Source organism: Sphingopyxis sp. (assembly GCF_036261875.1).
Classification (GTDB): Bacteria; Pseudomonadota; Alphaproteobacteria; order Sphingomonadales; family Sphingomonadaceae; genus Sphingopyxis.
In genome coordinates this window covers 284,321-296,674 of the sequence record NZ_DATAJZ010000025.1, presented here as the reverse complement: position 1 = coordinate 296,674, position 12,354 = coordinate 284,321, and the positions used below count along the sequence as shown (strand labels likewise).

At 66.5% G+C, this 12,354-nt stretch carries 12 protein-coding genes; 3 read left to right on the top strand and 9 right to left on the bottom strand.

Going from position 1 to position 12,354, the window contains the following annotated elements; genetic code table 11:
* Both VHO04_RS12775 and VHO04_RS12770 read right to left on the bottom strand, forming a co-directional pair.
* The coding region (locus VHO04_RS12775) for an ATP-dependent helicase (protein WP_414713110.1) at positions 1–1,500 on the bottom strand (1,500 nt) is incomplete at its 3' end.
* 10 nt (positions 1,501–1,510) lie between these two features.
* Positions 1,511–2,371 carry a Rossmann-like and DUF2520 domain-containing protein gene (locus tag VHO04_RS12770; protein WP_329628626.1) on the bottom strand — a complete coding sequence of 287 codons (861 nt, stop codon included), beginning with the start codon at positions 2,369–2,371 and terminating at the stop codon, positions 1,511–1,513.
* Between the two features lie 284 nt (positions 2,372–2,655).
* Between VHO04_RS12770 and VHO04_RS12765 the strand changes: the two genes are divergently transcribed.
* Positions 2,656–3,924 (top strand): MFS transporter, encoded by a 1,269-nt coding sequence (locus VHO04_RS12765; RefSeq protein WP_329628625.1) that lies wholly within the window; start codon positions 2,656–2,658, stop codon positions 3,922–3,924.
* Positions 3,925–3,929: 5 nt separating this feature from the next.
* Here VHO04_RS12765 and rsmD read toward each other — a convergent pair whose 3' ends face one another.
* Together rsmD and VHO04_RS12755 are read right to left on the bottom strand one after the other, a co-directional pair.
* Entirely contained in the window at positions 3,930–4,472 is a 543-nt protein-coding gene (gene rsmD, locus VHO04_RS12760) for a 16S rRNA (guanine(966)-N(2))-methyltransferase RsmD (RefSeq protein ID WP_329628624.1), read from the bottom strand.
* Complete coding sequence (locus tag VHO04_RS12755) at positions 4,472–5,314, bottom strand: pseudouridine synthase (protein WP_329628623.1); 843 nt, start codon at positions 5,312–5,314, stop codon at positions 4,472–4,474. The genes rsmD and VHO04_RS12755 overlap by 1 nt, the downstream gene beginning before the upstream one ends.
* Before the next feature lie 154 nt (positions 5,315–5,468).
* On the opposite strand from VHO04_RS12755, the gene VHO04_RS12750 reads away from it, so the two are divergent.
* Together VHO04_RS12750 and VHO04_RS12745 are read left to right on the top strand one after the other, a co-directional pair.
* Positions 5,469–5,906: a response regulator gene (locus tag VHO04_RS12750; RefSeq protein WP_329628622.1), complete on the top strand. Its 438-nt coding sequence runs from the start codon at positions 5,469–5,471 to the stop codon at positions 5,904–5,906.
* Positions 5,907–5,980: 74 nt separating this feature from the next.
* A complete protein-coding gene (locus tag VHO04_RS12745) occupies positions 5,981–7,336 on the top strand; it encodes an AmpG family muropeptide MFS transporter (RefSeq protein WP_414713112.1) in 1,356 nt (451 codons plus the stop codon).
* Positions 7,337–7,356: 20 nt separating this feature from the next.
* Here the strand turns inward: VHO04_RS12745 and VHO04_RS12740 are convergent, their stop codons facing one another.
* From VHO04_RS12740 to VHO04_RS12720, 5 genes are all read right to left on the bottom strand, one after another.
* On the bottom strand, positions 7,357–8,694 hold the full coding sequence (locus VHO04_RS12740; RefSeq protein ID WP_329628620.1) for a folylpolyglutamate synthase/dihydrofolate synthase family protein: 1,338 nt from the start codon (positions 8,692–8,694) through the stop codon (positions 7,357–7,359).
* A gap of 126 nt (positions 8,695–8,820) precedes the next feature.
* Positions 8,821–9,672 carry an acetyl-CoA carboxylase, carboxyltransferase subunit beta gene (accD, locus tag VHO04_RS12735; protein ID WP_329628619.1) on the bottom strand — a complete coding sequence of 284 codons (852 nt, stop codon included), beginning with the start codon at positions 9,670–9,672 and terminating at the stop codon, positions 8,821–8,823.
* The gene (gene trpA / locus VHO04_RS12730; RefSeq protein ID WP_329628618.1) at positions 9,669–10,460 is read right to left on the bottom strand and encodes a tryptophan synthase subunit alpha; all 792 of its coding nucleotides are present in this window, start codon (positions 10,458–10,460) and stop codon (positions 9,669–9,671) included. Before trpA ends, accD begins: the two co-directional genes overlap by 4 nt.
* Positions 10,457–11,668, bottom strand: coding sequence for a tryptophan synthase subunit beta (trpB, locus tag VHO04_RS12725; RefSeq protein ID WP_329628617.1), 1,212 nt, complete (start codon positions 11,666–11,668; stop codon positions 10,457–10,459). Before trpB ends, trpA begins: the two co-directional genes overlap by 4 nt.
* Positions 11,665–12,294, bottom strand: a complete 630-nt coding sequence (locus VHO04_RS12720; RefSeq protein WP_329628616.1) for a phosphoribosylanthranilate isomerase — start codon at positions 12,292–12,294, stop codon at positions 11,665–11,667. The genes trpB and VHO04_RS12720 overlap by 4 nt, the downstream gene beginning before the upstream one ends.
* Positions 12,295–12,354 lie beyond the last annotated feature (60 nt).

Below are 12,354 nucleotides of genomic sequence, written 5' to 3'. Positions count from 1 at the left end.
TTCGTCGAGGATGAGCTGGGTCAGTTCAGGATGCGGCAGCTCGGCCGCCTTGCCCTGCCAGCCGGGCATCTGCGCGACGAAATTGGCGAGCTGGCGGCGCGCCTGCGGCGTCAGTTCGTCGGTCTCGGTGATCCGCGACGCGGCGTGGAACAGCGGCGCGCGCTCGTGCCGTGCAAACTGGTGGATGCGCGCGAGCCCCTTGTCGCCGAGCCCGCGTTTCGGGACGTTGACGATGCGCTCAAATGCCAGATCGTCGGCTGGCGACTGGACGAGACGGAGATAAGCGAGGGCATCGCGGATTTCCGCGCGTTCGTAGAAGCGGAAGCCGCCGACGATGCGATACGGCATCCCGATCGCGATGAAGCGATCCTCGAACTCACGCGTCTGGAACTGCGCACGGACGAGGATCGCGGCGCGGTCGAGCGACAGGCGCTGACGCTGAAGGTCCTCCAGTTCCTCGCCGATCCGCCGCGCTTCCTCCGGCCCATCCCACACGCCGACGATGCGCACCTTGTCGCCCGCATCGAGCTCGGTCCACAAGGTCTTACCGAGCCGGTCGCTGTTCTGCGCGATCAGCGCCGAGGCGGCGGCCAAAATCTGCGGGGTCGAACGGTAATTCTGTTCGAGGCGGATCACCGTCGCGCCGGGAAAATCCTTTTCGAAACGCAGGATGTTCGCCACCTCGGCGCCGCGCCACGAATAGATCGACTGATCGTCATCGCCGACGCAGCAGATATTCTTCCGGCTTTGCGCGAGCAGGCGGAGCCAGAGATATTGGCTGGCGTTGGTGTCCTGATATTCGTCGACGAGGATATATTTGAAGCGCTGCTGATACTGTTCGAGCACGTCGCGGTGTGTCTTCAGAATGACCAGCATATGGAGCAGCAGGTCGCCGAAATCGCAGGCGTTGAGCGTCTTCAGCCGCGCCTGATACAGCGCATAGAAATGTTGCCCCTTGCCGTCGGCATAGGCTTCGCGGTCCGACGCATCGAGATCGCCCGGGACCAACCCGCGGTTCTTCCACTTGTCGATCAGCCCAGCGAGCTGGCGCGCGGGCCAGCGCTTTTCGTCGAGCCCTTCGGCCTGGATGAGCTGTTTCAGGACGCGAAGCTGGTCGTCGGTGTCGAGAATGGTGAAATTGCTTTGCAGCCCGACCAGTTCGGCGTGGCGGCGCAGCATCTTCGCGCAGATGCTGTGGAAGGTGCCGAGCCACGGCATCCCCTCGACCGCGTCGCCGATCATCCTTCCGATGCGCTCGCGCATCTCGCGCGCCGCCTTGTTGGTGAAGGTGACGGCGAGGATTTCGGACGGCCAGGCGCGCCGCGTCGCGATGATATGCGCAAGCCGCGCGGTCAGCGCGGCGGTCTTGCCGGTGCCTGCGCCCGCGAGCATCAGCACCGGCCCTTCGGTCGTCAGCACCGCCTGCCGCTGCGGGTCGTTGAGGCCCTGCAGATAGGGCGGGTCCGAGGGATCGGGCGGCGAGGCGGGGAGGCTGTTCACGCGCGAACGATTAGGGAACAGCGGCGGCGCTGTCCAGTGCATGGCGCAGCACCGACGGCTCGGTCCGCCCCAATTCGTCGAGCGTCGCGAGCGCCATCGCACGATAGGCGGGGAGCAGGGCGGGGCAATCGGCGGCGAGCGCGGCAAGATGCCCCGCGACCGTCCGCTCGTCGCCACGCTGCAGCGGGCCCGACAATGCCGCGAAACCGCGTTCCAGACTGTTTTCGAGCGCCGCGCGAACGAGCGGGGCGAGCAGCGCCGCGGGATCGTCCACGCCCGTTGCGGTCAGTGCGTGCGAGGCGCCCGCCATCAGCGTCACGAGATGGTTGGAGGCATGGCAAAGCGCGGCGTGATACAGCGGACGGCGCTCCTCGGCGACCTCGACCGCCACGCCGCCGAGCAGGCCGACGATTTGACGCGCGATGTCGCTGGCCTCCGGCGATGAGCCGGTGACTGCAAATCGCGCCTGCGTCATGCGCCGGGTCTCGCTGCGGGCGTCGCCGGTGAAGGTCATCGCCGGATGGATCGCCGCGGTCAGCGCCCCGGCCCCGCGCACCGGATCGAGGATTGCGGCGCCGCTGCTCCCACTGACGTGAAAGACGAAGGGCGCGGCGAGGGAGGGCAGGGTGGCTGCGAGATCGGCGGCGACGGCCCCGAGCGCGTCGTCCGACACCGCGATGGCGATGATGTCGCAGGTCTTTGCGACATTATCCAACTGGGGTGCGACAACAGCGTGCGCGACAGCGTGCGCCTTGACGGGGGACCGCGCCCACAGCAGCGGCGGCGCGTCCGAATGCGGTGCGAGGGCAAGCCCCAGTGCCTGCGCGACGCGGCCCGCGCCAACGATGCCTATCTGGTGGAATGCAGTCATAGGGTGCGTCTAGCGCGGTTGACGCCGCTTCGCCAATTGGATGAGCTTCTTATAAACCACCCTATTGTTCATCGTCATCCCGGACTTGATCCGGGATCCATTCTTACCAGCGTTGAGGGAATGGATCCCGGATCAAGCCTGTCCTGAGCCTGTCGAAGGGTCCGGGATGACGAAGGGAATTATAGCAGTTCCTCTCAAACTATCCGGTTGCTTTCCGCCTTGCACAAAATGCCCCAACCCGTCCAAAGCGGCCCCGATCGAAATAAGAGGAAGGGGCGTCGCCCATGGACCTGGCACCCTATCGCAAGCACCGCCGCATCCTGACCGCGAGCCTCGTCGGCACCGCGGTCGAATTCTATGATTTCTACGTCTATGCGACGGCCGCGGCGCTGGTGATCGGGCCGCTCTTCTTTCCCGCCGAATCGCCGTCGGCGCAGCTTATGTTCAGTTTCATGAGCTTCGGGCTCGCTTTCCTCGCGCGGCCCGTCGGCGCGATCGTCTTCGGTCATTATGGCGACCGCGTCGGGCGCAAGTCGACGCTCGTCGCCTCGCTGATGCTGATGGGCGCCTCGACGCTGCTGATCGCCTTTCTGCCGACCTATGCGATGGTGGGCTGGGTCGCGCCGCTGCTGCTCTGCATCCTGCGTTTTGGGCAGGGGCTGGGGCTCGGCGGCGAATGGGGCGGGGCGGCGCTGCTCGCGGTCGAGAATGCGCCGCCCGGATGGAAATCGCGCTTCGGCATGTTTCCGCAGTTGGGCGCCCCGGTCGGCTTCATCGCCGCGAACGGGCTTTTCCTGCTGCTCGGCCTGATGCTGAACGATGCCGATTTCGCGAGCTGGGGCTGGCGCATCCCCTTTCTCTTCTCCGCGGTGCTGGTCGGCCTCGGCCTCTGGGTGCGGCTCAAGATCGGCGAAACGCCCGATTTCAAAGAAGCGCTGCAGCAGGACGCACCCGTCGGCGTCCCGCTCGGCGAATTGCTGCGGCACCACCTGCTCGCGACGCTCGCGGGCACCTTTGCGGTCGTCGCCTGCTTCGCGATCTTCTATCTCTCGACCAGCTTCGCGCTCGCGCACGGCACGACGACGCTCGGCTATCCCAAGGAGCAATTCCTGCTCGTCCAGCTCGGCGCGATCCTGTTCATGGCGGGCGGCATCGTCTTCGCGGGCTATGCGAGCGACGCGTCGAGCGCGCAGCGCGTGCTGACGTGGGGATGCGGCGCGACGATCCTTGTCGGGCTGATCTTCGGACCGTCGCTGGCGTCGGGAAGCTGGCCGGTCATCTTCGCGGGGCTCGCGGCGGCGCTGTTCGTGATGGGCCTCGTCTATGGCCCGCTCGGAAGCTGGCTGACCGCACTGTTCCCGGTGCGCGTGCGCTACACCGGCGCGTCGGTGACTTTCAACGCCGGCGGCATATTGGGCGGCGCGCTCGCCCCGATCATCGCGCAGGGGCTGAGCGACTGGCGCGGGACCGGCGTGGTCGGGCTCTACCTCGCGCTCGCCGGGGTGGTGAGCTGGATCGGACTGCTGATGGTGCGCACGAAGATGTCCGAATAGCGAGGCTATTCGGGACGTAGCAGCGTCAGCTTCGCCTTGCCGACGCGGCGCTCGGCATCGATCGCGAACCCCGCGACGTCGACGCTTTCGCGTTCCCCGGTCTCGACCGAAATCCAGCTATCGGGCCTGACCCAGCCAAGCCGGTTCAGCTTATCGAGCGCAACGCTGCCCGCGCCCGTCTGGTAAGGCGCGTCGAACAGCAGCAGGTCGAAGCTGCGGCGCGCGGGACCGAGACCCAGAACCGACCCCGCGCGCACGTCGGCGCGCGGCGCCGCGCCTAGCGCTGCGAGATTCTGGCGGAGCGCGTCGAGTGCGTCGCGATCCTGCTCGCCGAACAGGCACTGTGCGGCGCCGCGCGACAGCGCCTCGATCCCGAGCGCGCCCGAGCCCGCGAACAGATCGGCGACATACAACCCCTCGAAACTGCCGACACGGCTGGTGAGCATCGAGAACAGCGTCTCGCGCGTGCGGTCCGCGGTGGGGCGCGTCGCGTCATTCTTCGGCGCAAGCAGCTTGCGGCCGCGCCATTCGCCCGCGATGACCCGCATCAGCCGAGCCGGCGCCGGAACTGGAACAATTCGTCGCGCGGCACGATCTCGACCTGGCCCATGCCCAGCTCTTCGAGCGTGAACTGGCCGTAACGCGTGCGGATCAGGCGGCTGACCTGCAAGCCGAGATGTTCGAGGACGCGGCGCACCTCACGATTCTTGCCCTCGGTCAGCGTCATTTCGATCCACTGGTTGCGCCCGGTGCGCCGTTCGAGATTGGCGTCGATCTTGCCGTAGCGGATGCCGTCGATCTCGATCCCCTCCACCAGATCCTCGAGCTGCGTCTGGCTGATGTCGCCGAAGGCGCGCGCGCGATAGGTGCGCTCGACCCCGCTCGCAGGCAGCTCGAGCTGGCGCTTGAATTCGCCGTCGTTGGTGAGGAGCAACAAGCCTTCGGTATTATAATCGAGCCGTCCCACCGGCATCAGCCGCGGCAGCCCCTTGGGCAGAAGGTCGTAGATCGTCTTGCGCCCCTTGGGATCGCGCGCGGCGGTGAGGTAGCCCGCGGGCTTGTGAAAGCGATAGAGGCGCGTCGAGACGGGTTTCGCGACGGGCTGGCCGTCGACCGTCAGCCCGTCGAGCGACGCGAGCAGCGGCGCGGGCTGCGCGACCGTTTCGCCGTTGAGCGCGATGCGTCCTTCCTCGATCATCCGCTCGACATCGCGGCGCGACCCGACCCCGGCGCGCGCGAGCAGCTTGGCGATGCGCTGCGGCCCGTCCTCGCGCTCGGGCTCGGCTTTGGGCCCCGGGGACGGCGCGGCGGCGCGCGCGGCGCGGCGGCCGCGCGGAGCAGCAGCGGGTGCCGAACGCGGCGCGCTGCGGGGTGGACGGCGGGTGGTCATGGGAACGGATGGGGCTTTCTTGTCGTTTTCAGACACAAACTGTGACTTTGTGATCACGCTCATAGCCCGAAAACGATCGCTTCGTCGATGGCAAGCCGAAGCGATATTGCAGGAAAGGCAAGAGCGAGTCATGGCGTCTGTAAAGGGAGTTTATATGCTCTTCGCGTCTCGCCCGTCGTGCATCAAGCGCCTGCTGGTCATCGAGGATGACCCGCTGGTCGCGTTCGATAGCGAGCGGACGCTGAAGCATGGCGGCTACGACGTCGTCGCGACGGTCGATTCGGGCGAAGCCGCGGTCCAGGTGATCGCCTCGGCCCAGATCGACGCGATCGTCCTCGACCTTGGCCTGGCGGGCCACATGACGGGCCGCGAGGTCGCCCGCCTGGCACGCGACCGCGGCATCGCGGTGCTGCTGGTGACCGGCGAATGCCCCGCCGACGCCGAAGAGATTGCGGTCGCCTGCCTCGGCAAGCCGCACAGCGCCTCGGCGCTGCTGTCGGCGGTGAAGGCGGTCGAGACGATGACCTGCAAGAAGAAGGCGCCGCGCAAGGTCAGCGGCCTCGTCACCTTCTGGCGCCCCGAAGCGGCGTGACCGCGCGGCGTTTCGGCGCAGCGCCCGAATTAGCCGCTTCCAATTTGCCTCCGACGCTTTAGGCCATGGGCGTCATGTCCGGGCGTCAGGGGAGACCGATTTTGCAAGCAGACAGCGTGACGCCGGCACCGCAGGGCTGGTGGGACAGCATCCGGCCCTATCTGGAACGCGCGCCGGTCGCGGCTTTCCTGCTCGGCGTGTCGTCGGGTTTCCCCTATGCCATGATCGGCGCGACGCTGACGACGCGGCTGGCGCAGGACGGTATCGACAAGAAGACGGTGACCGCCTTCACGCTCGCCTTCCTCGTTTATAATCTGAAACCCTTGTGGTCGTGGGTGGTCGACGGGGTTCGCCTGCCGGTGCTCGGCCGTCTTGGTCAGCGGGTGTCGTGGATCATTCTGGCCGCCGCATTGGTGATGGCCGCGGTAGCCAATCTGGCGATGCAGGATCCAAAGGCCGATATCTTCCAGGTTGCGGTCGCGGCGATCCTTGTCGGGCTGGCAGGCGCGACGTTCGATATCGTGATAGATGCCTATCGCATCGAAATCCTGAAACCCGAACAACTCGGCATCGGGTCGGGGATGAGCCAATATGGTTGGCGTATCGGATCGACCGCCGCCGGCGCGCTCGCCCTCTATCTTGCCGCGCGCCACGGGTGGGAAGCGGCCTATCTCGCCTGCGCGCTCTTTGCGCTACCCGCCGTGATCGCGGCGCTGTGGAACGGCGAGCCCGAACGGCATCGCAGCCCGGCCGAGCGCAAGGGCGGCAGCGCGATCGTCCAATCGATCATCGGCCCCTTCGTCGAATTTTTCCAGCGGCAGGGCGCGCCGCTCGTGCTGCTGTTCATCCTCGTCCACAAGATCGGCGACACGCTGGCGAATCTGACGTTCCGCCTGCTGTTCGACGATCTGGGCTACACCAATGACGAGATCGCGATCTATGATGTCGGCATCGGTTTCTGGGCCTATCTGATCGGGATTTTCGTCGGCGGTATCATCTATTCGCGCATGGGGATGAAGCGATCGGTGCTGGTCAGCCTGATCCTGATGGCGGTGTCGAACTTCAGCTTCGCGCTGCTCGCTGCGACGGGCAAAAGCAACATCGGCATGGCGGGGGCGATCGGGTTCGAGAATTTCGCCAGCGGCATCGGTGGCGTCGTCGTCGTCGCTTATTTCTCCGCGCTCTGCGACCTGCGCTTCACCGCGGCACATTATGCGTTGATTTCATCGGCGGCGAGCATCGTCGGACGCTTCGTCACCGGCACCACCGCGGGCGCGCTGATCGAGCAATTCGGTTATGTCCAATTCTATCTGCTAACCACTGCGGCGGCGGTGCCCGGCGTTCTGCTGTTCTGGTGGATGATGCGGGCGGGCCTCGTCGACCTGTCCGTCGGAACGGCAGGGAAAGTCGAGGAAAAATCAATCGGCTGACGCCTTCGCGCAACGGTGGGTCAGGCCGGCCATTCGCGGTTGAGGCTCAGAACGACGCCCGCAAGATAGAGCGAGCCGCAGATCAGCACGTCGGCGGGTGCGCGGTCGTTTGCGATATGGCGCAGCGCGGTTTCGACATCAGGACAAGTGCGGACATCGGCGACGCCCAACTCGCGCTGCACCCGGCGGCATAGCTCCTGTGGGTCATGATGCTCGTGACCCGGAATCGGCACCGCCTGAAAGGAGGCGATCTTGTCGGCGATCGGGCGCAGAAAGCCCGCCGCATCCTTGTTCGCGAGCAGCCCGCAGATGATGTGGAGCGGCGGCTGGCCAGCCAGGGCTTTGGCAAGCGCCGCACCGGCGTCGGGATTATGCCCGCCGTCGAGCCACAATGATCGGCCCTGCGGCAACAAGGCCGTCAGCGGCCCGGCGCCGAGCCGTTGCAACCGCGCGGGCCAGCGCGCCGTTTTCATCGATACGGCAAAGGCGTCGTCGGAAATAGCCAACACCGTCTGATGACGGAGCATCGCGACAGCTAGCGCGGCGTTGTCGGCCTGATGCGCACCGGCCATGGCGGGCAGCGGCAGGTCGAGCACACCGCGCGCATCGCGGTAATGCACGCCCTTGTCGTCGGCTGCGGCCTCCCATGCGCCCCCGCGATCGAGCAGCATCGCGCCGGCCTTTGCCGCCTGCTTCGCGATTTCCGCCCGCGCGGTCTCCGGATAGGCCTGCGTCACCAGCGGGACGCCGGCTTTGGCTATGCCCGCCTTTTCAAAGGCGATGCGATCGAGCGGCGCGGCGGGGACATTCGCCTCGGGCGCGAGCAGGAAGGCTTCGTGATCGATGCCGAGCGATGCGATGCCACAGACGACGGGATGCGCGATGATATTGGTCGCATCGAGCCGTCCGCCAAGTCCCACTTCGACGATGCAGGCATCGGCGGGGGTTCGCGCGAAAACGAGGAAAGCGGCCGCGGTCGTGACCTCGAAAAAGCTCGCCTGCAGTCCGTCGGCAACATCGAGCACTTCGCCCAGCAGCGCGGCGAGCAGGCTGTCGTCGATCAGCTTGCCCGCAATCCGAATACGCTCGTTGAAACGGACGAGGTGCGGGCTCGAATAGACATGCGTCGTCAGCCCCTCGGCCTCGATCGCCGCACGCAGGAAGGCGCAGGTCGATCCCTTGCCGTTGGTGCCCGCGACATGGAGCACCGGCGGCAGCCTGTCCTGCGGATCGCCGAGCCGCGCGCAAAGTTCGGTGATGCGTTCGAGCCCGAGGATATCGCGCCCTGGCGACAGCGCGGCGAGGCGATCGAGCTGCGCCTGCACGGCGGGGTCGGAGCTATGGGCGTGGTCGGGCATTTCGGGACGCTTCTGGAATAGGCGTCATTGCGAGCGGAGCGAAGCAATCTCCAGCTATCGGCCTGGTGCGGTTCGATGGCTGGAGATTGCTTCGTCGCCTTCGGCTCCTCGCAATGACGAAGGAAGTTACGCCGCCTTTTCCGGCGCCAGATAACCGATCAGGCGCCCCAGCGTTTCGGGCAACTGTTTGCGATGCACCACCATATCGATCATCCCATGCTCAAGCAGATATTCGGCGCGCTGGAAGCCTTCGGGCAGTTTCTCGCGGATCGTATTCTCGATCACGCGCTGGCCGGCAAAGCCGATCAGCGCCTTGGGCTCGCTGATCTGGACGTCGCCGAGCATCGCATAGCTTGCGGTGACGCCGCCCGTCGTCGGGTCGGTGAGCAGTACCACATAAGGAAGGCCCGCACGGCGCAGGCGCTGGAGCGCGACGGTCGCGCGGGGCATCTGCATCAGCGACAGCGTGCCTTCCTGCATCCGCGCCCCCCCCGCAGCGGTGATCGCGATATAGGGAACGCCGCGCTTGATCGCCTGTTCGACCCCGGTGACGAAAGCCTCGCCCACCGCGACGCCCATCGACCCGCCCATGAAGGCGAAATCCTGCACGCCGATCACCGCGCCCTGGCCCGAAATGCGGCCGAACGCATTCTGATAGGCATCGCGGTCGCCGGTCTGCGCGCGCGCCGCCTTGATGCGGTCGACATATTTCTTGGTGTCGCGGAACTTCAGCGGGTCCTCGGGCGCCGGCGGCGAGGCGATGAGTTCGTGAATGCCGCCGTCGAAAAGCTGCGCGAATCGTTCCTTGGCGCCGATGCGGTCGTGATGGTCGCAACGCGGGCAGACGTTGAGATTATCCTCCCACTCCTTGACGAACACCATCTGCTGGCACTGGCGGCATTTGTGCCAGAGATTGTCGGCGGTATCGCGCTTGGCGGTGAAGGGCAGGGCGTTGCGAACGCGGTCGAGCCAGCTCATGCGGCGATCTCCTTTGCGCCGTGAATAGCATCGGCGAGGGTGCGGGTGAAGGCTTCGACATGCGGCGCGGCGGCGTCGCCATGCTGCGCAATGATGTCGATGAAGGCCGATCCTACGACAACGCCGTCGGCGACTTTTGCAATCTGCCGGGCCTGATCGGGGGTGCGGACGCCGAACCCGACCGCGACGGGCAGGTCGGTGGCGGCCTTGAGCCGCGCCACGGCATCCTCGATGCTCGCCTGCGCCGCTTGCTGCAGCCCGGTGATCCCGGCGACCGACACATAATAGAGGAAACCGCCCGCGCCGTTCAGCACGTCGGGCAGGCGCGCCGCATCGGTGGTCGGGGTGGCGAGCCGGATCAGGTCGACCCCCGCAGCCCGCAGCGCGGGGCCGAGTTCGGCATCTTCTTCCGACGGAATATCGACGCAGATGACGCCGTCGACGCCCGCCTTCGCGCATTCGGCCGCGAACCAGTCGGCGCCGCGGATCGTCATCGGATTGGCATAGCCCATCAGGACGAGCGGCGTGCCCGGATGGCGGGTGCGGAAAGCGGCGGCGATGGCGAAGATGTCGGCGGTCGTCGTCCCCTTGGCGAGGCTGCGCAAATTCGCAGCCTGGATCGCGGGACCATCGGCCATCGGATCGGTGAAGGGCATTCCAAGCTCGATCACATCGGCCCCGCCCGCGACGAGCGCATCGAGGTTCGCGGCGGTGTCGCCGTCGCCTGCGGTGATGAAAGTGACGAGCGCGGGGCGCGGCTTGGCGAAGGTGGCGGCGAAGCGTGTCACAGTTTCACCCCCAGCGCGTCAGCGACCGTGAAGATGTCCTTGTCGCCACGCCCCGAGCAGTTGACGATGATGACCTTGTCCTTGCCCAGCGTCGGCGCGATGCGTTCGGCGGCGGCGATGGCGTGGGCCGATTCCAGCGCGGGGATGATGCCTTCCAGCTTGGTCAGCTTCTGGAAACTCGCCAGCGCTTCGGCGTCGGTGACAGGTTCGTAGCGGACGCGGCCGATCTCGTGCAGCCAGCTATGCTCGGGCCCGATGCCCGGATAGTCGAGCCCCGCCGAGATGCTGTGCGCCTCGGTGATCTGGCCGTCCTCGTCCTGCAGCAGATAGGTCTTGTTGCCGTGCAGGATGCCGGGGCGCCCGCCCGCGAGGCTGGCGGCATGTTTGCCGTCGAGGCCTTCGCCCGCGGCTTCGACGCCGACAATCTCGACCTCCGGATCGTCGAGGAAGGGGTGGAAGAGACCGATCGCGTTCGACCCCCCGCCGACCGGCGCGATCAGCATGTCGGGCAGGCGGCCTTCGGCTTCGAGGATCTGCTCGCGCGCTTCGTTGCCGATCACCGACTGAAAGTCGCGGACGAGCTCGGGATAAGGGTGCGGGCCCGCGACGGTGCCGATGATGTAGAAGGTGTCGTGGACGTTCGCGACCCAGTGGCGCAACGCTTCGTTCATCGCGTCCTTCAGCGTCTTCGCGCCGCTCTCGACCGCGACGACTTCGGCGCCGAGCAGCTTCATGCGAAACACGTTGGGCTGCTGCCGCGCGACGTCAACCGCGCCCATGAAGATGGTGCAGGGCAGGCCGAACAGCGCCGCGACGGTCGCGGTCGCGACGCCGTGCTGGCCCGCGCCGGTTTCGGCGATGATCCTGGTCTTGCCCATCCGTTTGGCGAGCAGGATCTGGCCGATGCAATTGTTGATCTTGTGTGCGCCGGTGTGATTGAGATCCTCGCGCTTGAGGTAAATCTTCGCGCCGCCGAGCTGCGCGGTCAGTCGTTCGGCGAACCACAGCGGACTCGGGCGGCCGACATAATGTTTCAGCAGATAGTCGAACTCGGCCTTGAATGCCGGATCGGCCTGCGCGGCGCGATAATGGCGTTCGAGATCGAGGATCAGCGGCATCAGCGTTTCGGCGACGTAGCGGCCGCCGAACTGGCCGAAATGGCCGCGTTCGTCCGGTCCGGTGCGAAGGCTGTTGGGTGCGTGTGTCATCGTCCCGCCGCTTTAAGGAAAGCCGCCATCTTGTCCACATCCTTGACGCCCGGCGCGCTTTCGACGCCCGAGGAGACGTCGACGAGCGGCGCACCGGTCTCGGCGATCGCCTGCGCGACATTGGCGGAGGTCAGCCCGCCGGCGACGCCCCAGTCGATCGTGTGGCGATGATTCTTCAGCAGCGACCAGTCGAAGCGCGCGCCGGTGCCGCCGGGCAGCGCCGCGGCGGGCGCGTCGAAGAGGATGCGGTCGGCGGCGCCGTCATATTTGCGGACGCGTTCGAGCGTCCCCGCGTCGGCGAGCCCGACCGCCTTCCACACCTCGGCGGGAACCAGCCGCTTGGCCGCCGCGAGCCATTCGGGGGTCTCGTTGCCGTGGAACTGGACGATGTCGGGCCGCACCTGTCCCAGCGCCTCACCGGTGAGTTGCTGCGACGCGTTGACGAGCAGCAGCGCGACCTTGACCCTGCCTTGCGCGCGCTGGCGGAGCTCGGCCGCGGTCTTCAGGTCAACGTGGCGCGGACTCGGCTCATAATGGACGAGCCCGATATGCGTCGCACCGAGGCGGATCGCGGCGTCGAGCGTTTCGGGGGTCGAAAGACCGCAGATTTTGACGAGTGGGGGCATATATCAGGGTTCGATCATTTAGGTCATTGCGAGTGAAGCGAAGCAATCTCCAGCCATCGG